The sequence below is a fragment of the Rhizobium sp. Root482 genome (assembly GCF_001426565.1).
GTDB lineage: Bacteria > Pseudomonadota > Alphaproteobacteria > Rhizobiales > Rhizobiaceae > Pararhizobium.
Map to the genome: position 1 here is coordinate 486,452 of NZ_LMFA01000012.1, position 21,887 is coordinate 508,338.

Annotated in this window: 24 protein-coding genes; 21 read left to right on the forward strand and 3 right to left on the reverse strand. The window is 63.3% G+C overall.

Translation table 11 applies throughout. The annotated features are described in order from the left end of the window. Window positions 1-54 precede the first annotated feature (54 nt). Window positions 55-1,095 carry a polysaccharide deacetylase family protein gene (locus tag ASD31_RS10355; protein WP_056332489.1) on the forward strand — a complete coding sequence of 347 codons (1,041 nt, stop codon included), beginning with the start codon at window positions 55-57 and terminating at the stop codon, window positions 1,093-1,095. 10 nt (window positions 1,096-1,105) lie between these two features. Here the strand turns inward: ASD31_RS10355 and pdxH are convergent, their stop codons facing one another. Next, window positions 1,106-1,726 carry a pyridoxamine 5'-phosphate oxidase gene (pdxH, locus tag ASD31_RS10360; protein ID WP_056332495.1) on the reverse strand — a complete coding sequence of 207 codons (621 nt, stop codon included), beginning with the start codon at window positions 1,724-1,726 and terminating at the stop codon, window positions 1,106-1,108. 181 nt (window positions 1,727-1,907) lie between these two features. Between pdxH and ASD31_RS10365 the strand changes: the two genes are divergently transcribed. The 4 genes from ASD31_RS10365 to ASD31_RS10380 all read left to right on the forward strand — a co-directional run bounded on the left by ASD31_RS10365 (window position 1,908) and on the right by ASD31_RS10380 (window position 5,355). Then, complete coding sequence (locus ASD31_RS10365; protein WP_244483808.1) at window positions 1,908-2,309, forward strand: RT0821/Lpp0805 family surface protein; 402 nt, start codon at window positions 1,908-1,910, stop codon at window positions 2,307-2,309. 224 nt (window positions 2,310-2,533) lie between these two features. Continuing rightward, window positions 2,534-3,622, forward strand: a complete 1,089-nt coding sequence (locus tag ASD31_RS10370) for a DnaJ C-terminal domain-containing protein (RefSeq protein ID WP_056332497.1) — start codon at window positions 2,534-2,536, stop codon at window positions 3,620-3,622. A 237-nt stretch (window positions 3,623-3,859) separates the two neighbouring features. Next, window positions 3,860-4,678: an enoyl-ACP reductase FabI gene (fabI, locus tag ASD31_RS10375; protein WP_056332499.1), complete on the forward strand. Its 819-nt coding sequence runs from the start codon at window positions 3,860-3,862 to the stop codon at window positions 4,676-4,678. A gap of 89 nt (window positions 4,679-4,767) precedes the next feature. Next, window positions 4,768-5,355 carry a histidine phosphatase family protein gene (locus tag ASD31_RS10380; protein ID WP_056332501.1) on the forward strand — a complete coding sequence of 196 codons (588 nt, stop codon included), beginning with the start codon at window positions 4,768-4,770 and terminating at the stop codon, window positions 5,353-5,355. Between the two features lie 31 nt (window positions 5,356-5,386). On the opposite strand, the gene ASD31_RS10385 is transcribed toward ASD31_RS10380, so the two are convergent. Next, window positions 5,387-5,647 (reverse strand): DUF1344 domain-containing protein, encoded by a 261-nt coding sequence (locus ASD31_RS10385; RefSeq protein ID WP_056332503.1) that lies wholly within the window; start codon window positions 5,645-5,647, stop codon window positions 5,387-5,389. Window positions 5,648-5,900: 253 nt separating this feature from the next. Here ASD31_RS10385 and ASD31_RS10390 point away from each other — a divergent pair, with 253 nt between their 5' ends. From ASD31_RS10390 to ribB, 3 genes are all read left to right on the forward strand, one after another. Next, window positions 5,901-8,615, forward strand: coding sequence for an EAL domain-containing protein (locus tag ASD31_RS10390; protein WP_082520504.1), 2,715 nt, complete (start codon window positions 5,901-5,903; stop codon window positions 8,613-8,615). Between the two features lie 144 nt (window positions 8,616-8,759). Beyond that, the gene (gene aroC, locus ASD31_RS10395) at window positions 8,760-9,857 is read left to right on the forward strand and encodes a chorismate synthase (RefSeq protein ID WP_056332509.1); all 1,098 of its coding nucleotides are present in this window, start codon (window positions 8,760-8,762) and stop codon (window positions 9,855-9,857) included. A gap of 61 nt (window positions 9,858-9,918) precedes the next feature. Next, a complete protein-coding gene (gene ribB, locus ASD31_RS10400; protein ID WP_056332513.1) occupies window positions 9,919-11,019 on the forward strand; it encodes a 3,4-dihydroxy-2-butanone-4-phosphate synthase in 1,101 nt (366 codons plus the stop codon). Window positions 11,020-11,076: 57 nt separating this feature from the next. Here the strand turns inward: ribB and ASD31_RS10405 are convergent, their stop codons facing one another. Continuing rightward, entirely contained in the window at window positions 11,077-12,270 is a 1,194-nt protein-coding gene (locus tag ASD31_RS10405; RefSeq protein ID WP_056332516.1) for a winged helix-turn-helix domain-containing protein, read from the reverse strand. A 100-nt stretch (window positions 12,271-12,370) separates the two neighbouring features. Between ASD31_RS10405 and ASD31_RS10410 the strand changes: the two genes are divergently transcribed. From ASD31_RS10410 to ASD31_RS10470, 13 genes are all read left to right on the forward strand, one after another. Beyond that, window positions 12,371-13,051: an energy-coupling factor ABC transporter ATP-binding protein gene (locus ASD31_RS10410; protein WP_056332519.1), complete on the forward strand. Its 681-nt coding sequence runs from the start codon at window positions 12,371-12,373 to the stop codon at window positions 13,049-13,051. Next, window positions 13,045-13,650, forward strand: a complete 606-nt coding sequence (locus ASD31_RS10415) for an energy-coupling factor transporter transmembrane component T family protein (protein ID WP_082520505.1) — start codon at window positions 13,045-13,047, stop codon at window positions 13,648-13,650. The genes ASD31_RS10410 and ASD31_RS10415 overlap by 7 nt, the downstream gene beginning before the upstream one ends. Window positions 13,651-13,699: 49 nt before the next feature. Then, on the forward strand, window positions 13,700-14,263 hold the full coding sequence (locus ASD31_RS10420; RefSeq protein WP_056332522.1) for a biotin transporter BioY: 564 nt from the start codon (window positions 13,700-13,702) through the stop codon (window positions 14,261-14,263). A gap of 90 nt (window positions 14,264-14,353) precedes the next feature. Next, on the forward strand, window positions 14,354-15,280 hold the full coding sequence (locus tag ASD31_RS10425) for a histone deacetylase family protein (protein WP_056332527.1): 927 nt from the start codon (window positions 14,354-14,356) through the stop codon (window positions 15,278-15,280). Between the two features lie 2 nt (window positions 15,281-15,282). After that, window positions 15,283-15,546, forward strand: a complete 264-nt coding sequence (locus ASD31_RS10430) for an exodeoxyribonuclease VII small subunit (RefSeq protein ID WP_056332530.1) — start codon at window positions 15,283-15,285, stop codon at window positions 15,544-15,546. A 142-nt stretch (window positions 15,547-15,688) separates the two neighbouring features. After that, window positions 15,689-16,648: a TAXI family TRAP transporter solute-binding subunit gene (locus tag ASD31_RS10435; protein WP_056332532.1), complete on the forward strand. Its 960-nt coding sequence runs from the start codon at window positions 15,689-15,691 to the stop codon at window positions 16,646-16,648. A gap of 203 nt (window positions 16,649-16,851) precedes the next feature. After that, the gene (locus tag ASD31_RS10440; protein WP_056332535.1) at window positions 16,852-18,963 is read left to right on the forward strand and encodes a TRAP transporter permease; all 2,112 of its coding nucleotides are present in this window, start codon (window positions 16,852-16,854) and stop codon (window positions 18,961-18,963) included. Then, window positions 18,960-19,349, forward strand: a complete 390-nt coding sequence (locus tag ASD31_RS10445) for a DUF1850 domain-containing protein (protein ID WP_056332538.1) — start codon at window positions 18,960-18,962, stop codon at window positions 19,347-19,349. The genes ASD31_RS10440 and ASD31_RS10445 overlap by 4 nt, the downstream gene beginning before the upstream one ends. 80 nt (window positions 19,350-19,429) lie before the next feature. Beyond that, a complete protein-coding gene (locus ASD31_RS10450) occupies window positions 19,430-20,353 on the forward strand; it encodes a pirin family protein (protein ID WP_056332540.1) in 924 nt (307 codons plus the stop codon). Window positions 20,354-20,490: 137 nt separating this feature from the next. Further along, window positions 20,491-20,814 carry an ArsR/SmtB family transcription factor gene (locus ASD31_RS10455; RefSeq protein WP_056332543.1) on the forward strand — a complete coding sequence of 108 codons (324 nt, stop codon included), beginning with the start codon at window positions 20,491-20,493 and terminating at the stop codon, window positions 20,812-20,814. Next, entirely contained in the window at window positions 20,811-21,233 is a 423-nt protein-coding gene (locus tag ASD31_RS10460; protein WP_056332549.1) for an SRPBCC family protein, read from the forward strand. The genes ASD31_RS10455 and ASD31_RS10460 overlap by 4 nt, the downstream gene beginning before the upstream one ends. An 11-nt stretch (window positions 21,234-21,244) precedes the next feature. Next, window positions 21,245-21,469 carry a hypothetical protein gene (locus tag ASD31_RS10465; protein WP_056332551.1) on the forward strand — a complete coding sequence of 75 codons (225 nt, stop codon included), beginning with the start codon at window positions 21,245-21,247 and terminating at the stop codon, window positions 21,467-21,469. Further along, window positions 21,462-21,884, forward strand: a complete 423-nt coding sequence (locus tag ASD31_RS10470) for a DUF1801 domain-containing protein (RefSeq protein WP_056332554.1) — start codon at window positions 21,462-21,464, stop codon at window positions 21,882-21,884. The genes ASD31_RS10465 and ASD31_RS10470 overlap by 8 nt, the downstream gene beginning before the upstream one ends. The last annotated feature ends 3 nt before the right edge of the window (window positions 21,885-21,887 follow it).

Sequence of the window (21,887 nt, forward strand, 5' to 3'; positions counted from 1 at the left end):
TAAAGTGCCCGAACCGGCACCCTTTCGACAGGCCGGCCAGTTGCGGGACCCGTCATGAAAGCCAGGCTGAAACCACTTGCCAAACGCGCGGCCATCACCGGCGGCCTTCTTGCCGCGCGGGGACTGCAGGCAGCCGGCATGATGGGGGCTGCGCGCGGACGCGGCGCCATCTTCACGCTTCATCATGTGCGACCGAAAAAACCGCGGCTGTTCGATCCCAACGCCCATCTGGAGATCACGCCCGATTTTCTCGACGCGGCGATCCTGCGGCTGAAGCGTGACGGCTACCGGTTCATCGCGCTCGATGCCTTGCCCGCCCACCTCGCCTCCGATGACCGTCAGCCGGTTGCCCTGTTTACCCTCGACGACGGCTACCGCAACAATCTCGAGCATGCAGCGCCGGTCTTCAGCCGTCACGGCGTGCCTTTCACCGTGTTCGTCGCCGGCGGCTTCATCGACCGCACCCACACGCTCTGGTGGGAGACTTTGGCCGATCTGCTGGAGAAACAGGCGAGCCTGTCCTTCGATTTCGGCACCGGCATCGAGACTCTGCAGAGTGCCACCGTGAGCCAGAAGCAGGCCGTTTTCGAACGGGTGGCGACCTTCATCCACAGAGCCGACGAGGCAATTGCCATTGCCCGCTTGAACGATCTCGCTCTCCGTCATGGCATCGATGCCGCCGCCATCACGGACGAATTGACGCTCGACGAGCGCGGATTGAAGCGGCTTGTTGAAAACCCGTTGGCGAGCCTCGGCGCCCATACGATCAGCCACCGGGCCGTGGCACGCCTGACCGACGAGACGGCGCGGGCGGAAATGGAGCGCTCGGCGGCACGGATCGAAGCGATTACCGGCAGCCGGCCGGTGTCGCTTGCCTATCCCTATGGCGACCGGGCTTCCGTCTCGCTGAGAGACCGGCAATTGGCCAGGGCGCTCGGATTTACCGTCGCGGTGACCACCGACCCGGGAACGCTTGCTGGTGATTGCGACAGGGCCGCCCTCCCACGCATTTCGCTCAATGGCCATTTCCAGAAGCCCGGCCATGTCGGCGCGCTGGCATCGGGCATTCCGTTCCGGTTGATGGGGCGCGGTTAGCCGGGTCCGGTCAGGGGTAGAGCCTGTCCTTGCTCCAGTCGCCCTGCGGGTCGTCGCGGGTGAACAGGATGCGGTCGTGCAGCCGGAAGGCGCCATCCTTCCAGAATTCGATCGAGGTCGGGCGGATGCGGAAACCGGACCAGTAATCCGGACGGGGAATGTCGCCGATGGCGTAGCGGGCGGTATATTCGGCGACCGACTTCTCCAACGCGAACCGGCTTTCCAGCGGCCGCGACTGTTTCGAGGCCCAGGCGCCGATGCGGCTGCCGCGCGGGCGGCTCTTGTAGTAGGCGTCGGCCTCCGAATTGCTGACGATCTCCACCGGCCCGCGGATCCGCACCTGGCGGCGCAGGGTCTTCCAGTGAAAGCACATGGCAGCCTTCATGCTGGAAAGGATCTCCTCACCCTTTCGGCTTTCGAAATTGGTGTAGAAGACGAAGCCCTTCGGATCGAAGCCCTTCAGAAGCACCATGCGCACGTCCGGGAGACCGTCGCTGTCCACCGTGGCAAGCGCCAAGGCATTGGGATCGTTGAGCTCCGTCGCCTGCGCTTCCTCCAGCCATTTGCCGAAGAGCGAGAAAGGCTCGTTCTCCTGCGTGAAGTCACCAGTTGTTAACCCAGATTCGGTCATATTGTGTTCCGTTGCCGTCATGAGTGGCGCAAAAGCAGCCCGGTTGATCGGCCGACGCTGCAAAATGTCAGAGCTTGCCTGAACCGCCCGCGCCGGGCGTCAAGCCGCTCTTTCGAGTCTGACAGGTATGCCATTGCAAGACATAGCAAAGTGGATCGATGACACAAAGGCCTTATCCCGGATGACGGGTGCGACATTCCTGTGTCTGGCCGCGCTGATGCTGACCGGCTGCATGGGCGCCGGCCTCGACCTTGCCGCTTCGGCCGATATCGACAAATCGCTTGCCACCGGCTCCATTCCGCGTGCCGTGGATGGCGAGAACCCCGATGCAGCCACCATCCGCAATGCGGTGACCTCCGCCGATCTCGCCACCGTGCCGACAAATCCCATTCCCTGGGCCAATGCGCGCTCGGGCAGCGCCGGCGTCATCGGCAGCATATCCGAGGAACAGGTGAACGGCGTGCCCTGCCGCCGCTTCACCACGACGCGCCATTCCTATCAGGGCATCGCCCAGTTCGATGGCAATGCCTGCCAGCTTGGCAATGGCGACTGGGTGCTGACCAGTTTCGGGCGGCGCAGCTAGGCCGCCGACCATACCGGCCATTAACCACATTTCGGCAAAGTCGGCCCGGAGCCGGCTTCAAAGGCTGATCAATGGCTGTTCCGGACCTGCGACTAACCCTTATTTAAGCACCGGCTTCCCATCATCGCCAAAGAGGAAAACGGCCGTTTGGGGCTGGTCTTTCCCGTGATTCAACGGCCGGAGCGAACCGCGAGTGCGGCGCTCGCCATCATGAACGGTGATCGATGCGCGACCCCTATTCAGTTCTCGGCGTCAGACGCAATGCCCAGCCGGACGAAATCAAGGCCGCCTGGCGCAATATTGCCAAGGCCGTGCATCCCGACCAGAACAGGGACGATCCGCTTGCCACCGCCCGCTTCGCCGAAGTGGGCCGCGCCTATGAAGTGCTGAAAAACCCGAAGCTGCGCAACCGCTACGACCATGCCCGCCGCGAGGCCGAATTGCGCCGCATGGAAGAGATGAAGCGCAAGAGCGCCAGAACCGAGGAGGAGACCGTCGATCCGGAAACGGCCGAGGAGATGATTTCCCGCCTGTTCGGCGCCGATGGCCGCGCAAAGCCATCCGCGCCCCCGCGCCCGGCGGCGGCAAAGCCGGCCAGCCCGGCGGCCGAGGCACGGCCGGAGGCCAAGCCCGCGGCTGACGCCGCAGACGCACCCGAGGCCAAACTGGAGGAAAAAGCCGACATCGCCGAAAAGCCGGCGCCCTTTGCCTTTCCGCGCGCCGCAGCACCCGCCGCCGAACTGGTTTCGGCGATCGTGCGGCGCATCCGCGGTCGCACCGGCCGGACGCCCGAAAAGACACCCGACAAAGTGCCTGACATCTTCTGCGAGGTTCTGGTTTCCGTCGAAGACATCTTCCGGCGCGAAAAGGCGACGGCCACCTTGCCGGATGGCCAGATATTGAAAGTGAGCCTGCCGGCAGGCACGACCGACGGCAGCGTCGTGCGCCTCAAGGAGCAGGGTTATATCCTCAACGGCATGCTGCGCGGCGATGTCGTCGTGACCGTGCGCATCGCCCAGGACGGCCGTTTCCGCACCGATGGTCATGATCTGCGCACGACGCTGCCGGTCAATATCCAGGATGCCGTGCTGGGCTGCGAGACGACGGTGGAGACATTGACCGGTGCCGTCCCTGTTACCGTGCCAGCCTGGTCGAGCTCCGACCAGGTCATTCGCCTCGAAGGCCAGGGCCTGCCGACGGCGGAGGGCAAGCGCGGCGACATCCTCGTGGAACTGCGGCTGATGCTGTGGGAAACACCGGATGAAAAGGTCACCGATCTCATGCGCAGCCTGCGCGGCGGGCTTTTCCTGTAGACATTCGCTACATTGCCGGTGGCCACCGCCCCGTGCGGCGCTGACCCAATATTACGGGGACTAACAGTTCCTGATCCGCCGTGCGCTTGAACCACAATGGCGGCTATGCCATAGCCAGTGCTCGAAAAAACAGGACCGACGCGACCGCAAGGGCGCGAGGGTTCCGCAGGTACAACATATGCGGTCTTTCCGGTCGGCCGTCGCCATCGGAAAGATGGGCAATATTGGGGGCATAAAATGTCGCAAGCATCCGGCCTGATGAACGGCAAACGCGGCCTTATCATGGGCGTGGCAAACAACCGGTCGATCGCCTGGGGCATTGCCAAGGCAATCCACGCGCAGGGCGGCGAACTCGCCTTCACCTACCAGGGCGAGGCGCTGAAGAAGCGCGTCGAGCCTTTGGCCAACGAACTGGGCGCCGTGCTCGCCGGCCATTGCGACGTCACCGACGAGACCACCATCGATGCCGTGTTCGACCATCTGGAAAAGATCTGGGGCAAGATCGACTTCATCGTCCACGCCATCGGCTTTTCCGACAAGGACGAATTGACCGGCCGCTATGTCGATACGACGGCGGCGAATTTCGCGATGACCATGCAGATCTCGGTCTATTCCTTCACCGCCGTTGCAAGACGCGCCGAGAAGCTGATGACCGACGGCGGCTCTATGCTGACCATGACCTATTACGGCGCCGAGAAGGTGATGCCGAACTACAATGTCATGGGTGTCGCCAAGGCGGCGCTCGAGGCCAGCGTCAAATATCTGGCGGTCGATCTCGGCCCGAAGAACATCCGCGTCAATGCCATTTCCGCCGGCCCGATCAAGACGCTTGCCGCCTCCGGCATCGGCGATTTCCGCTATATCCTCAAATGGAACGAATATAACGCGCCGCTGCGCCGCACCGTCACCATCGAGGAAGTCGGCGATGTCGGCCTCTACATGCTGTCGGACCTTTCGCGTTCGGTGACCGGCGAGGTCCATCACGCCGATAGCGGCTATCATGTCGTCGGCATGAAGGCCGTCGATGCGCCCGATATCGCCGTCGTCAAGGACTGATCGTTCCGCATGAATTCCGGGGTGCCGCGAAGGCGCGCATCCCGGCTCCCAGCCTCGGGCCCCATGGCCCCTGCCCCGGAGTTCTTCCCGTGACCATCTACATGATCCGCCACGGACAGACCGACTGGAATGCCCAGATTCGCCTGCAGGGCCAGAAAGACATTCCGCTCAACGACACCGGCAGGACGCAGGCGAGCGGCAATGGCCGCGCGCTCGCACGCCTTGTCGGCGACGATCCGGACCGGGATTTCGATTTCGTCTCAAGTCCTCTCCACCGAACCCGCGAGACCATGGAACTGCTGCGCGGCGCCATGGGGCTTGCGCCGGCCCGCTACCGGATCGACGAGCGGCTGAAGGAGGTTTCCTTCGGGGACTGGGAGGGCTACACGCTGGCCGAACTCCAGATGGAAATGCCCGAGCGGGTGGCGGAGCGCGAATTGTCGAAATGGGATTTCATCCCGCCTGGCGCCGATGCCGAAAGCTACGAAATCCTCTCCTGGCGGATCGGTGCCTGGCTGGCGGACGTCAACCGACCGACCGTCTGCGTCAGCCATGGCGGCGTCATCCGCACGCTGTTCAAGCTTCTCGGCGCGATGGATGCCGAGGAAGCAGCGCTCGGCGCCATTCCCCAGGACCGCATCCTGAAGATCGAAGACCGAACGATCGGCTGGCTGTGAATCCGGACCCTGACAGGGTGATGAGCGGAACCTACTGGACGATTTCCAAATCGTTGATGACGCGCTTGCCATCCACCTCGGTATAGAAGACCAGAACCTTGACGCCTTCCTGGAGGCCGTCGAAATTGAACTCCTCGGGCGCCTGGTAGTTCTTGCCATCGTCGAGCGAGAGGCTGAGCTTGTCGGTATCGACGCCGGTGATGACCGCCTCGACATCGGCACTTTCGGCAAAGACCGAAAGGGGTGAGAAGAAGCCTGCGGCGGCCATCAATGCAGCAACGACGAAACGCATCTTTCTTGCCCTCTTCCCGACTTCATTCAATTTCCTGATGCTCATTGTTTGACCCCCGAATGTGGCAAAAATCGCCCGCTGCCGTGACTTTTAAAAGTTTAGCCGATTTATCGTTCCATTATTTTGGCCGCTTGCCCCGCCTCCTCGACAGGTCCCGTGGCTGAAAGCCATTTCCCTAGCAGGAACAAACTCTAAAGCCAATCTTAAGACTCCGGCGTTACCGTTAAAACGGGGAGTATGGGGCGCATGACCATTGGCTAAAAGTACGAGAATTCTTCGCCGCGCCCGGGCCATCGCCGCCCTGGCGAAGCCATCGCTATTGCCGGCCTTCGTCGCGGCCGCCGTGGTCCTTTCCGGCGGCTACCTGTTCAAGCAGCAGCACCGCGAGAACTTCCGCGGCGAATTGAAGAGCAATGTCGAGAGCGAGCTCAACCTCATCTCGACCCGGCTGCAGAGCGAGATCAACAGCAATATCTCGGCCCTTCGCGTCTTCGCCAACACGATTGCCGTCGATCCCCACATGCCCGGCGCGCTTTTCGACCAGCTGGCCTCCAAGCTGCTTCTCCAGAATCCGCAGATGCTGCGCATCAGCGCCGCCCCGGACGCGGTCATCGCCATGACCTATCCGCTTGCGGGCAACGAACGGATGATCGGCACCGACTTCAAGAAATTCGGCTCCTCAAGGATCGCCGTCGACCGGGCTCAGTCGAAGGCCAGGCCTGTCATTGCCGGCCCGGTTCGCCTGCCGAGCGGCCGGACCGGTTTCACCCTGTTTACACCTGTCTTCACCCGCCTTGGCGGCGCCGTTGCCTTCTGGGGTTTTATGGAGGCGGTCGTCGACGAGAAGGAACTCTACCGGAATGCGCGGTTGACCGAAGCGGGCCTGCCCGAAACCGGAGCCGAGAACGGCCATCGGCATGTGGATATCCACCTGGCGATCCGCGATGCCTCGGTCGATAACAATATCCAGGACGCCTTTTTCGGCGATACGGACATTTTCGAGAAGCCGGCGGTCGTGCGACAGCTCCGCCTGCCCGGCGGCACCTGGGAACTGGCGGCGCTGCCAGCGGGAGGCTGGGAGCAGGAACCGGCCAATGACAGCTGGATCGACCTGATGATCCTTGCCGCCGCCGCCATCGTTGTCCTTCCCATTTTCCTCACCGGGGGCCTGGTCAACGAACGCCAGCGCAACATGGCCGCCCTCAGGGCACGCGAACGCGAGCTTCGGACCGTGTCGCACCGGCTGGACCTGGCGCTGGAATCTTCGAGGATCGGCATCTGGGAAATCGACCTAGACACGCAGGAACGGTCCTGGGACGAGCGAATGTACCATCTGCACAGCCTGCCGCCGGGTGCCGGCGAACCGGGCTATGCCGAATGGCAGCGAACCCTCCATCCCGACGACCTGACGGACGCCGCGCTTACCCTTTTCAAGGCGCTGGACGAGGGCCAGGACTATCGTTCGCAATATCGCGTCCTGGCGCCCGATGGCAGTGTCCGTCATGTGCGCAATGTCGGCACCACCCATGCGGGCTCCGACGGCAAGGCGAAGATCACCGGCCTCAGCTGGGATGTCACCGATGACGTGCTGATGACCGAGCAGTTGCGGACCGCCAAGGCGGTGGCCGACGAGAGAAATGCCGAACTGGCCGAGGCCAAGGACCGCATCGAGCACAATGCGCTGCACGATCCACTGACCGGGCTCGGCAATCGCCGCATGCTCGATACCGAGCTGGAGGCGCTGTCGGCCGCGCGCAAGGGGGGCCTGCGCAATATCGCCATCCTGCATATCGACCTCGACCGCTTCAAGCAGATCAACGACACACTCGGCCATGCCGCAGGCGACGCGATGCTGGTACATGCGTCGAGAATCCTCAGCTCCAATGTGCGGCCCGGCGACATGGTGGCCCGCATCGGCGGTGATGAATTCGTCGCCTTGATCGCCGACCCGCCCGACAAGGATTTCCTGAGCGACCTCTCCCGGCGGATCATCGCTGAGATGCGCCAGCCGGTGGACTACAACGGCTTTCCCTGCCGCTTCGGCGTCAGCATCGGCATCGCGGTTGCGGGCGAGTTCGAGCTCGAAGAGCGCCAGTTGCTGGTCAATGCCGATATCGCGCTCTATCGAGCCAAGGAGAACGGCCGCAACCGCCACGAATTCTTCACCGAGGCGCTACAGGCCGAGATCGTCACCACCAAGCGGATCGCCGACGAGATCCTCGAAGGCATCGAGAAGAACCAGTTCACCGCCTGGTACCAGCCGCAATTCTCCGCCGGCACGCTGCAACTGACCGGCGTCGAGGCGTTGATCCGCTGGAACCATCCGCGCGACGGCGTGCTCACCCCCGACAAATTCCTCGGCATCGCCGAGGAACTGAATGTCGTGGCAACGCTCGACCGCATCGTGCTCGACCGGGCGCTGATCGACGCGATGCGCTGGGCGGCCGCCGGCATCGAAGTGCCGAAAATTTCCGTCAATGTCTCGGCCAAGCGGCTTGCCGACGATATGTTGCTAAATTCGCTGCAGGGATTGAGCTTCAAGCCCGGCCAGCTTTCCTTTGAGCTGGTGGAATCCATCTTCCTCGACGAGAGCGACGACATCGTCACCGCCAATATCGAAGGCATCAAGAAACTCGGCATCGACATAGAGATCGACGATTTCGGCACCGGCCATACGTCGATTGTCAGCCTGTTGAAGATCAAGCCGAAGCGGCTGAAGATCGACCGCCAGCTGGTCGCGCCGATCCTCAAATCGCGCCGCGAGCAGGCACTGATCCGCTCGATCATCGAAATCGGCCGATCGCTGGGTATCGAAACGGTGGCGGAGGGCGTGGAGACCATGGACCATGCCGAAATGCTGGGGCTGCTCGGCTGCGACCTGCTTCAGGGCTATGCCTTCGCCCGGCCATTGAGCTTCGATAAATTCGTCGCCTTCGCCAGTGACGAGGCCATCAGGCTCGCTTCCTGAGGGCCGGAGCGGCACCGCCGGTCAAATCGCGTCTTTCGTCCAGAAAGGCTTTTCCCTTTCCGGCATTTTCCATTATGAGTCTGCGCCAAATGAAGGCGCCCGTCATCTGGCGGGCACCGCTTCTTCTTTCCGGTTGCCTGATAAATGTCGCATAACACGTTCGGTCATCTTTTCCGCGTCACCACATGGGGCGAAAGCCACGGGGTGGCGCTCGGCTGCGTCGTCGATGGCTGCCCTCCCGGCATCCGCTTCACGCTTTCCGAATTGCAGGCCTGGCTCGACCGGCGCAAGCCCGGCCAGTCGCGGTTCGTCACCCAGCGCCGCGAGGACGATCTGGTCAAGGTGCTGTCCGGCGTGATGATGGATGCCGATGGCGAGACGATGGTGACCACCGGCACCCCGGTCTCGATGATGATCGAGAACACCGACCAGCGCTCCAAGGACTATTCCGAGATCGCCAAAAGCTATCGCCCGGGCCATGCCGACTACACCTATGACCTCAAATACGGCATCCGCGACTATCGCGGCGGCGGCCGTTCCTCGGCCCGCGAGACGGCGGCCCGGGTTGCGGCCGGCGGCCTTGCCCGCAAGGTGGTGCCGGGGCTTCTCGTGCGCGGCGCGCTGGTGCAGATCGGCAAGCACAAGATCAACCGTGCAAACTGGGACTGGAACGAGACCGGCAACAATCCGTTCTTCTGTCCAGACCCTGAAATGGTTCCCGTCTGGGAAGACTATCTCGACGGCATCCGCAAGGCCGGCTCCTCGGTCGGCGCCGTCGTCGAGGTGATCGCCGAGGGCGTACCCGCCGGCATCGGCGCGCCGATCTATGCCAAGCTCGACCAGGACATCGCCGCCAACCTGATGTCGATCAATGCCGTCAAGGGCGTGGAGATCGGCAACGGTTTCGGCGCCGCCGAAATCACCGGCGAGGAAAATGCCGACGAGATGCGCATGGGCAATGACGGCAATCCGATCTTCCTATCCAACCATGCCGGCGGCATTCTGGGCGGCATTTCCACGGGGCAGCCGGTGATCGCCCGCTTCGCGATCAAGCCGACCTCCTCGATCCTCACGCAGCGCCAGTCGATCGACAGCGATGGCAACAATGTCGATGTGCGTACCAAGGGCCGCCACGACCCTTGCGTCGGCATCCGCGCCGTGCCGATCGGCGAGGCCATGCTTGCCTGCACCATTGCCGATCACTACCTGCGCGATCGCGGCCAGACGGGCCGACTGAAATGACGGGCCGCCTGAAATGATCGGCCGCCCGAACCTGCTCATTTGAACCTGCAAGGAATATCCCATGCCCTTTGACCAGAAGCGCGTCGCCGATGCCATCCGGGCCTTCGAGGCCGGCGAGATCGTCGTCGTCACCGATGACGACGGCCGCGAGAACGAGGGCGACCTGATCGTCGCCGCCGTCCACTGCACGCCGGAAAAGATGGCCTTTATCGTCCGCCACACATCCGGCATCGTCTGCGCGCCGATGCCCAAGGAAGAGGCCAAGCGGCTGAACCTCAATGCCATGGTGGCGGAAAACGACAGCGCCCATACGACGGCGTTCACCGTCACCGTCGATTTCAAGCACGGCACGACCACAGGCATTTCCGCCGACGACCGGACGCTGACGGTGCGCAATCTTGCCAATCCGAATGTCGGACCCGCGGATTTCGTCCGCCCCGGCCATATCTTCCCGCTGGTGGCGCGCGAGGGCGGCGTGCTGATGCGGTCCGGCCATACGGAAGCCGCCGTCGACCTCTGCCGGCTTGCCAGCCTGCCGCCGATCGGCGTCATCTGCGAACTGGTCAACGACAATGGCAGCGTCATGCGTGGCCCGCAGGTGGTGGATTTTGCAGAGACCCATGGCCTGAAGCAGGTCTCCGTCGCCGACCTCATCGCCTATCGCCAGCGCAAGGAAACACTGATCGAACTCGGCTCTAGCTTCGACATCGACACGCCCTACGGCAAGGCGAAGGGCCACAGCTATTCCCTGCCCTGGGACCCGATGCAGCACCTGGCGGTCGTCTTCGGCGATATCCGCGACGGCATCGATATTCCGGTGCGCCTGCATCTCGAAAATGTCGCGACCGATGTGTTCGGCAAGGACTGCCAGCTCGACGCGATCATGAAGCGCATGGGCGAAGAGGGCCGCGGCGTCATCGTCTATCTACGCGAGGGCTCGGTCGGCGTCGGCGTATCGAAGACCGCCCGCACCGGCAAGCATGACAAGGAAGACCATGACGAGGCGCAGCAGCGCGAAAGCGAATGGCTGGAAATCGGGCTCGGCGCGCAGATTCTCAAGGATCTCGGCATCACCTCGATCCGGCTGATCTCGTCACGCGAACGCCACTATGTCGGCCTCGAAGGCTTCGGCATCCAGATCGCGGCGACGGATATCATGTGATGGCAAAGGATTGGCCGCTCCGGGGGGTGCGGCCAACCGGTCATCATGCGCGCTGTCTCAGCCGCCCTGCCACCCATCCTGAAAAACCACCTGTTCGACGCCGGCGAACTTCGCCACGCGGGCGAGTTCCGCTTCCAGCCGTTCGGTGCGGCCCGATGAGGGGCGCACGCCCTTTTCCCACCAGAGGCGCTTGACGTTGAGCGCGCCCGTCTTGCGGTCGGCCTTCATGTCGATGCGGCCGACCAGGCGGTCTCCTTCCAGCAGCGGGAAGACGTAATAGCCGTATTCCCGTTTCGGCTCGGGTACGAAAATCTCGATTCGGTAATAGAATCCGAACAGGCGTTCGGTGCGGTTGCGGTCGCGGATCAGCGGATCGAAGGGGCTGAGCACCCGCAGGCGGGCGGGCGGATCATTGAGCGTACCGAGCGTGTCGGGAAAACCGGCAAAGGCATAGGATGGGCGTGGCTTTTCGCCATCGGCCGGCTCGATCATCACTTCGGTCAGTTCGTCGCGATGGGCGGCGACCCAGGCCTTGGCTTCCTCTGGCGAAATCAGGGCGAAGAAGGCGGCGATTTCGCCATGGGTGGCAAAGCCGAGACGCGTCAGCGCGGCCCGGCAGGCCCAGTCGACGAAATCTTCGCCGCTGACCTCCGGTTCATAGTGATGGGCCGGCAGGACGCGCTCCGCGAGATCATAAATCTTCTGGAAATTCTGCCGGCCGGCAATGGCGAGCTTGCCGGTATGCCAGTAATATTCGAGCGCCGTCTTGTTGGGGTGCCAGTTCCACCAGCCGCCGGACTTGTGATCGGCGTCCTTGAGGTCGCGCGACATCACCCCCCCGCCCTCGGCAATCCGCTGCAGGGTCTCCTCGAAGGTGCTGTCGAACCCCTCGCCCTGCCATTTGCGCCAGCGTTCCCTGAGGACAGGCTCGCGCCGGGCGAAGCGGTGCTTCCAGTAGCGGAAGAAGGCGGACGGCAGGATCGACGCATCATGCGTCCAATGCTCGAACAGTGCGCCGTCCTTCTCCAGCAATTCCGTCAGATGCTCGCGCCGATAAGTCTGGTTGCGTGAAAACAGGATCTGGTGATGGGCGCGCTCGACCGTCGAAATACTGTCGATCTGGACGAAGCCGAGATCGTGGATGAGATCGAGCAGGCCCTGCTTGCCGAGCGCCCGGTTGGGCGGCGCGGCGAGGCCCTGCCTGTTGAGGAAAATTCGCCGTGCATCGGTGTTCGAAACGAGAATCGCCATGTCCGGAGCATAGGCTTATATTCCCAGCTTTTCCAAGGGGGCTTGCATTTGTCTTTGCTGAAAACTGCTCTATAGAACGGCCGTCACAGGAAACACGCGCTTGGCCATCGAGTTCACCGACTGCACGGTCCGCTTCGGACAGAAGACCGCCCTCTTTCCCCTGACCCTGACGCTCGGCGAGCGGCGCATCGGCATTATCGGCCTCAACGGTTCCGGCAAAACGACATTCGCACGGCTGATCAACGGTCTTGTCAAACCGAGCGAAGGCCGCGTTTGCGTCAACGGGCTGGACACGGCGGGCGACGCGAAGGCGGTGCTCGGCGAAGCCGGCTTCATCTTCCAGAACCCGCAGCATCAGTTGATCATGCCGATCGTCGCCGAGGATATCGCTTTCGGACTGAAGAACCGGGGGCTTTCGGCAGCAGAGATAGAGGAGAGGACGCAGGCCGTGCTTGCCCGTTTTGCCGTCTCCCATCTCGCCAAGCGCCGCGTCCACGAGCTTTCCGGCGGCGAAACGCAGCTGGTGGCGATTGCCAGCGTTGTGGTGACCGCACCGAAAATCCTCATTCTCGACGAACCCACAAACCAGCTGGACCTGAAGAACCGCCGGCTGGTGGAACAGGCGATCGCCGGGCTGGAGCAGCAGGTGCTGGTGATCAGCCATGATCTCGGGCTGGTGGCCGATTTCGACCGCGTGCTCCTGTTCCACGAGGGAAGGCTGGCCGCCGATGGCAGCGCGGAGGAAACGATCCGCCACTATCATGGGATCGCCGGATGCTGAAAACTCTCTATGTCGAGGGCGCAACGCCGTTCCACCGGGTTCCCCTTCGCGCCAAGCTCATCCTCCTGATGACGGCGAGCATCGTGCTGTTCTTCGTCTCGTCGCCGGCGATCCTCGCCCCGGTATTCCTTGCCTGCCTCTGCCTCTATCTGACGCTCGGCCTTTCGTGGCGCGACGCGCTCGGCCGCATCGGCTGGATCGGCTTTGCGGTGCTCGTGCTGGCGCTTGCCACCTGGTTCTTCAACGGCCTCAATGAGGCGATTGCCCTTTCGCTGCGCATCATCACGCTGGTGCTTCTGGCGGCAGCGATCACCGCCACCGCGACGATCGGCGCCTTCATGGACGAGATCACGGTGATGCTGATGCCGCTGGAGCGGAGGGGCCTGTTGAACGCCGCCGATGTGGGCCTGGCGCTCGGGCTGGTGCTGCGCTTCGTTCCCGAAATCGCCGCGCGCTACGACAATATCCGCGAGGCGCACCGCGCCCGTGGCCTGCCGGTACGGCCGCTGACGCTGTTCGTGCCGCTGATCATCCTGACCCTCAAGGACGCCGACACGATCGCCATGGCCATTGACGCGCGCGGCTTCAGGCGGCAGTAGTCAAGCACATTCTTATAGACCATCCGATTGATTCCCCGCGGAGAAGACCATGACCACCAGAGACCTCGTGCTGATCGCCCTGTTTGCCGCCATCATCGTTTTCCTCGGCATCATCCCGCCGATCACGCTCGGCTTCGTGCCGGTGCCGATCACGGCCCAGTCCATGGGCGTGATGCTGGCCGGCTGCATTCTCGGCGCAAAGCGCGGTGCGCTCGCCTATGTGCTGGTCATCCTGATGGTCGCGGTCGGCCTTCCGGTCCTCTCCGGCGGGCGCGGCGGCCTGGCGGTCCTGGCCGGTCCGACGGCCGGCTATATCGCCGGCTGGGTCGTCGGCACCTATGTCACCGGCTTCATCGCCGAGCGGCTCGTCAATGAGAACCAGGGCGGCGCCCGCCAGATGGCCGGCTTCTTCATCGCCAGCATCGTCGGCGGCATCGGCGTCGTCTATCTCCTCGGCAATCTGTGGCTCGCCTTCATCACCGGCATCGGCCTCGACAAGGCGTTCCTCGCCTCGCTCGCCTTCATCCCCGGCGACCTGATCAAGGCCGGCATCGCCACGCTGGCCGCCCGCGCCATCCTGGTCGGCTATCCGCTCCTGCCGCAGCGCGCCTGAACGGCGCTCATCCGGCGGCGCTGTTGAAAACAGCGGCAAGGTCCATGTTCCTGCATGGACCTTGCGGTGCCAAAGCCATAGTCTGGCCCCATGACCACGATCCTGTTCGAACATCCGGTCTTCCTGGAACACAAGGTTCCAGAAGGCCATCCGGAGCGGCCCGACCGGCTGAAGGCGCTCAACCTGGCGCTCGAACATCAGCGGTTTTCTACGCTGACGCGGCTTGAAGCACCGCAGGCCAACGAGGACCTGGTGCTCCTGGCCCATCCGGAAGAGCATCTGCGCGCCGTCATGTCGGCCATTCCCGAAGAGGGGATCAATTCCTTCGAGGCGGATACACATGCAAGCCCGGCCAGCCTGCAGGCGGCGCTGACAGGCATCGGCGGCGCGGTCGCAGCCGTCGATGCCGTGTTTTCCGGCAAGGCCGACAACGCCTTCGTCGCCTCGCGCCCGCCCGGCCACCATGCCGAAAAGAACAGGGCGATGGGCTTCTGCTTCTTCAACAACATCGCCATCGCCGCCCGCCATGCACAACGCAAACACGGCGCCGAGCGGGTCGCCATCGTCGATTGGGACGTGCATCACGGCAATGGCACGCAGGATATTTTCTGGGACGATCCTTCTGTGCTGTTCTGCTCCACCCACCAGATGCCGCTCTATCCTGGCAGCGGCGCCAAGAGCGAGACCGGTGCCGGTAATATCGTCAACGCGCCGCTGTCGCCCGATACCGGCAGCGATCATTTTCGCGAGGCCTTCAAGTCGCGCGTCCTGAAAGCGCTTGATGACTTCCACCCGGACCTGATCCTGATTTCCGCCGGCTTCGATGCCCATCACCGCGATCCGCTGGCGCAGATCAACCTCGTTGCCGACGATTTCGACTGGGCGACGGGGCGGCTGCTGGACGTCGCGGGCAACACAGCCAACAATCGCGTCGTCAGTCTGCTCGAAGGCGGCTACGACCTGGAAGCGCTGGCCGAATCGGCCGGCACCCATATCTATCGCCTGATGAGAGGATGACCATGACCAATACACCGCAAACACCTGTTCCGACCGAGGTTTCGTCTCTCTCCTTCGAAAAGGCGGTAGAGGAACTGGAGGCGATCGTCTCGGCGCTCGAGCGCGGCGACGTGGCGCTCGACCGGTCGATCGAGATCTACGAGCGCGGCGAGGCGCTGAAGAAGCATTGCGAGGCGCTCTTGAACGCCGCCGAAAATCGCATCGAGAAGATCAGGCTCGACCGCGCCGGCAAGCCGCAAGGCACCGAATCGCTCGATGGCGAATGAGGAAATATCGCCCTCCTCATTTCGAGGTTTTGCAGGGCGTGACGGGAAAGCATTGCAAAAAACGCATATCTGCGATTGACGCGGCCATGCGGCGTCGACCATGATGACGCATTGACAGACGGGTTGGGAGGCCTTTCACCAGATGAAGACGACGAAATTTGCCACCGTTCTTGCCGGCGCGCTTGCGCTTTCCACCGTGCTCGGTACGGCCTCGGCCAAGGCCGAGGAATTCATCAACGTGCTGACCGGCGGCACCTCGGGCGTCTATTATCCACTCGGCGTCGCGCTGTCGAAGATTTACGGCGACAATATCGAAGGTGCCCGCACCCAGGTGCAGGCCACCAAGGCTTCGGTGGAAAATCTCAACCTGCTGCAGGCCGGCCGTGGCGAAATCGGCTTTTCGCTGGGCGATTCGGTGCAGATGGCCTGGGAAGGCAACACGGAAGCCGGTTTCCCCGGCAAGCTCGACAAGCTGCGCGGCATCGCCGCCATCTATCCGAACTATATCCAGATCGTTGCCAGCCAGGAATCCGGCGTCAAGACGCTGGCAGACCTGAAAGGCAAGAGCCTTTCCGTCGGCGCACCTAAATCCGGCACCGAACTCAATGCCCGCGCCATCCTGAAGGCGGCCGGCATGAGCTATGACGATCTCGGCAAGACCGAATATCTGCCCTTTGCCGAATCCGTCGAGCTGATGAAGAACCGCCAGATCGACGCCACGCTGCAATCGGCGGGCGTCGGCGTCGCCTCGATCCGCGACCTCTCCACCTCGGTCAAGATCAATGTCGTTTCGGTTCCGAAGGAAACCGTCGAGAAGATCGGCGCGCCCTATCTTCCGGTGGAAATCCCTGCCGGTACCTATGAGGGCCAGACGGAAGCCGTACCGACCGCTGCCGTCGGCAATTTCCTCATCACCCATGACGGGGTTTCCGACGAAACCGCCTACCAGATGACCAAGCTCCTGTTCGAAAACCTGCCGGCGCTGAGCGCCGCCCATGCCGCCGCCAAGGCGATCGACGTGAAGAAGGCGATCGAAGGCATGCCGGTGCCGCTGCATCCCGGCGCCGAACGCTACTACAAGGAAGTCGGCGTTCTGAAATAAGGCCGCACCGAAGCGACAGGCCGCCGCCTTTCGCCGACGCCGTCTCCCTTGCGCAAAGCGGGGAGACGGATAGGCCGCTCCCACAGGCTGTCTGAACGCAAGCGACAAAGGTGGATGGACGGGATCGGTCACGCGCCGTCCCGCCTGCTGCCGCCGATGGCGGAAAGAGGCGCGCGGGACCGACGACGACGCCAGGAGAGACAATGTCCGAAACGACGACGATGCACAGCCCGCCCGCCCCCCATTCGGCCGAAGAGGCGATCGAGGGGCTTCCCTCCGGCTTCGGCGCGGGTCTGCCCGGGCAGGCCGCCTTCGGCATTGCGCTCGCCTTCTCGCTCTTCCAGCTCTGGACCGCCGCCTATGGCGCGCTGCCGAGCCAGGTGGTGCGCGCCATGCATGTCGCCTTCCTGCTTTTGCTGGGATTTTCGCTGTTCGGCAATCTCGTCGCAAAGAGCACGGCCGGGCGTGTCTGGTTCTGGTCGCTTGGCATCCTCGGCTTCCTGACGGGCATCTACAACTGGGTGTTCTACGAAGACCTGATCCAGCGATCCGGCTTTCTCACCCATGTCGATCTCGCCGTCGGCGCGATCATGGTCGTTCTGGTCTTCGAGGCGGCCCGCCGGTTGATGGGCCTGCCGCTCACCATCATCGCGGGCCTGTTCCTCGCCTATTGCTTCTTCGGGCAGTACCTGCCTTCGCCTTTCGTCCATCGCGGCTATGATTTCGAGCTGATCACCGAGCATTTCGCCTTCGGCACGGAAGGCATATACGGTACGCCGATCTATGTTTCGGCCGCCTATATCTTCATCTTCGTCGTCTTCGCCGCCTTCCTTGAAAAGGCCGGGATGCTGGGACTGTTCAACGATTTCGCGCTTGGGCTGGTCGGCAGCTGGAAGGGCGGACCGGCGCAGGTCTGCATCCTCTCCTCGGCACTGATGGGCACGATTTCCGGCTCTGGTGTCGCCAATGTGGTGGCCAGCGGCCAGTTCACCATTCCGCTGATGAAGCGCTTCGGCTTCCGCTCGGCCTTTGCCGGGGGCGTCGAGGCGACGTCCTCTATGGGCGGGCAGATCATGCCGCCGGTGATGGGCGCCGTCGCCTTCATCATGGCCGAAACGCTCGACGTTCCCTATGCGGCGGTCGTCAAGGCGGCACTGATCCCGGCGGTCCTCTATTTCGGCGTCTGCTTCTGGATGGTCTATCTGGAGGCCGGAAAGGCGGGGCTGAAGGGCATGCCCAAGGCCGAATTGCCCAATCCCTGGTTGGCGCTGAAGGAACACTGGCCGCTCGTCCTGCCGCTGGGCGCGCTTGTCTATCTTCTCTTTGCCGGCTTCACGCCGATCTTTGCCGGCACCATGGGCCTTGCCCTGGTGGTCGTGCTGATCCTCGGCACGCCGCTCGCCGCCCTGATCGGCCCCTTCGCATTCCGCGTCGTCTTCTGGCTGGCGCTCGGATTGGCGGCGGCGGCCTTCCTCGAATATGGCGTCAATATCCTGCTCCTGGTGATCGGCGCGCTGGTGATTGCCTGCGCCCTGTTCAAGGGCGGGCGGGAGACGCTCGCCATCTGCCGCGATTCGCTGGCGGAAGGCGCCAAGAACGCGCTTCCCGTGGGCATCGCCTGCGCCATCGTCGGCATCGTCATCGGCACGCTGACACTGACCGGCATCGCCTCGACCTTCATCGGCGCCATCATCGAAATCGGCCGCGACAATCTCTTCCTGTCGCTTGTGCTGACCATGATCACCTGCCTCATCCTCGGCATGGGCATCCCGACAATCCCCAACTACATCATCACCTCGTCGCTGGCCGGCCCGGCGCTGCTGGAGCTTGGCGTCCCGCTCTTGGTCAGCCATATGTTCGTCTTCTATTTCGGCATCATGGCGGACCTGACCCCGCCGGTGGCGCTCGCCTGCTTTGCCGCCGCGCCGATGGCAAAGACCTCCGGCCTCAAGATCTCGCTGCAGGCGACCAAGCTCGCCACCGCCGGTTTCGTCGTGCCCTTCATGGCGGTCTATACACCGGCGCTGATGCTGCAGGACGCCGGCCCGATGGCGGCCGCCTGGGGCTATCCGGTCGAGGTCGCCTATGTGTTCTTCAAGGCCTGCTTCGGCATCGCACTCTGGGGCATGGCCGTCGTCGGTTTCCTGTTCCGGCCGCTGTCGATCATCGAGCGCATCATCGCCTTCGTGGCCGGCTTCAGCGTGGTGCTGGCGCTTCCCTGGACGGACGAAATCGGTTTTGCGCTTGGCGGCCTGCTGATCGCCTTCCATTGGTGGCGCAGCCGCAATTCCAGCATGGCCGCCACCGTTCCATGAGCCTGTGCATCCTCGCCGGCGCGAAGATGACGACCCTTGCGGTCACGCTCTTTTCGCTCGGCTGGACTCATTCGGTGCAGAAGAGCGAATGGCGCGAGGACTGGAAGGTGACATCAGCCGGGCTGGAACTCGTCAAGGCCCGCATCAAGGGCTCCGGCGCCGGCATGGAGCCCGGCGAAGGCGCGGTCCTGAAGGACGGTTGGTGGGAATGGCAGCCGCAGGGCGCGCCGCTCGAACGGCTGCTGCTTGCCGCCTCCGGCAAGACCGGCGCCGGCTGGACGCTCTGCCATGCCGGCGGCTGCCTTGAACTCGGCGCCAGGGCCGGCGACGACGTGGTGCTCGAGCCCTGCCCGGCCGGCACGCCGCTTCCAGCCAAGGACAACTGAGAACACAGTGTCCGCAAGCGGGAACTGCATCGGCGGCGGCACCGTGCTAGGATCGCCGTCATCTCAGAGAGGAGCCGCCCATGTCCTTCTTCCCCGGACCCGACCCGCTTGCCGGCGATGCGCCCGCCTGCGACGCGATCGAACAGCTGATCATTCCGCGCACCAGCGATATCGGCGGCCTGCAGGTGCGACGCGCCCTTCCGACGGCGCGGCGGCGGCTGGTCGGGCCGTTCATTTTCTTCGACCGCATGGGACCGGCGCTTTTGAGGGCCGACCAGGCGCTGGACGTGCGGCCGCATCCGCATATCGGGCTCTCCACCGTCACCTATCTGTTCGACGGTGAAATCAAGCATCGCGACAGCCTCGGCACCGAAATGGTCATCCGGCCGGGCGACATCAATTTGATGACGGCGGGGCGCGGCATCGTGCATTCGGAACGCTCGCCCGAAAAGCTGCGCGGAAAACCGCAATCGATCTCCGGGCTACAGACCTGGCTGGCGCTGCCCGACCGGCAGGAGGAGATGGACCCGGTCTTTGCCCATACGGAAAAGCGCGACCTGCCTTTCTTCCGCCAGGATGGTCTCGAAGGCCGCGTCGTCATCGGCGCCTTCGAAGGCATGGCATCGCCAGTCCCGGTCTTTTCCGACACGGTTTACGTCGACCTGAAGATCGAGCCGGGCAGAAGCGCGCCGTTTGCCGCGCAATGGGAGGAGCGCGCGCTCTATATCCTCGAAGGCGAGGCGATCATCGCGGGTGACCATTTCGCCGCCGACCAGTTGCTGGTGTTCAGGGCCGGCGATGCGATCACCGTCAGTGCCGGTCCGCTTGGCTGCCATATCATGCTGTTCGGCGGGGCGGCACTCGGCTCGGCGCGCTATATCTGGTGGAATTTCGTCTCCTCCTCCAAGGAAAGGATCGAGCAGGCCAAGCAGGAATGGCGCAGCGGCCGCTTCGACATCGTGCCCGGCGACGAGGAGGAATTCATCCCCCTGCCTGCCGGATGATACATAGCCAGAATGGCATGCGATGCGCATGGCTACGAGGATTACAAACAGCCTTCATAGGATAGTCATCCATACTCTGTTGACAAATCCATAGCTCATTGGCTATATAAGATCCATAGCTATCGAGGTATGGATTAATGGCCGAAGCGCATGACATGCTTTTCCGCACGCTGGCGGACCCGACCCGGCGGGCTCTTTTCGAGCGGCTCTGCCGCGAGGGAGAAAAGACGGTGGGCGCGCTGACGGCGCAGGCCGGCGTTTCGCAGCCCGTCGTCTCGAAACATCTCAGCCTGCTCAAGCAGGCCGGCCTCGTGCGCGACCGCCACGAGGGACGTCAGACGCATTACAGCGCACAGCTCGGCGCGCTCGCCCCGCTGGTGGACTGGACCGGCCGGATGACCCGGTTCTGGGAAACACGGTTCGACGAACTCGAAAATTTGCTCAGGAGAATGGACCAATGAACACGCAGATCCGCACGGTTGTCGTCGAGCGCGACATCGCCCACCCGCCGGAAAAGCTCTGGCGCGCGCTGACACAGCCACACCTGATTTCGGAATGGCTGATGCGCAACGATGACTTTCAGCCCGTCGCCGGCCATACCTTCCGGCTTAGCGGCGACTGGGGCGGCGTCGATTGCGAGGTCCTGGCGGTCGAGCCCGGCAAAACGCTGACCTATCGCTGGGATCACCCGCATGAAGACCCGGCCTTCGACCTCCGGAGCGTGGTCAGCTTCACGCTGACGCCGACGGCGACCGGCACGCTGCTGCGCATGGAGCAGACAGGCTTCCGGCCGGAACAGAAGCAGGCCTTCGGCGGCGCGCGGCATGGCTGGGAACAGAACTTCACGAACCTTGAACAGGTTCTGGCAGAACTGGAATAGGAGGAAACGCAATGAGCAGCACCCTGCGCATCCGCCAGATACACCGCTGGCTGTCGATCCTCTTCACGATCGCCGTTCTCATCAATATCGCGGCGATGACGCAAGGGGAGCCGGCCCTGTGGATCGGTCTTCTGGCCCTCTTTCCGCTCCTCCTGCTTCTCCTCACTGGGCTTGTTCTCTTCGCCCTGCCCTATCTGGCAGGGGCCCAGAGAAGCCGGGCAGCGGATCATGGCTGACAGGACACCGGAAAAACCCGTGCTTCTCTCGGGCGGCAATCCGCAGATCGCCAAAGGTTATGGCGACGGCCCGGTAAAGGCCTATATCGCGGCGATGCCGGGCTGGAAGAGCGATATCGGCCGAAGGCTGGACGCGCTCGTCGAAAAGACCGTGCCGAACGTCCACAAGGCGGTGAAATGGAATTCGCCCTTCTACGGCATCGAGGGTGAAGGCTGGTTCTTCAGCCTTCACTGCTTTGCGAAATACATCAAGCTGACCTTCTTTCGTGGGACTTCGCTCGATCCGGTGCCGCCGGTCGCCTCCAGGACGGCGGAAACGCGCTATTTTCACATCAACGAGGATGACGAACTGGACGAAGCCCAGATTGCCCGCTGGATCCGCCAGGCAAGCCGGCTTCCCGGCGAACGCATGTAAAAG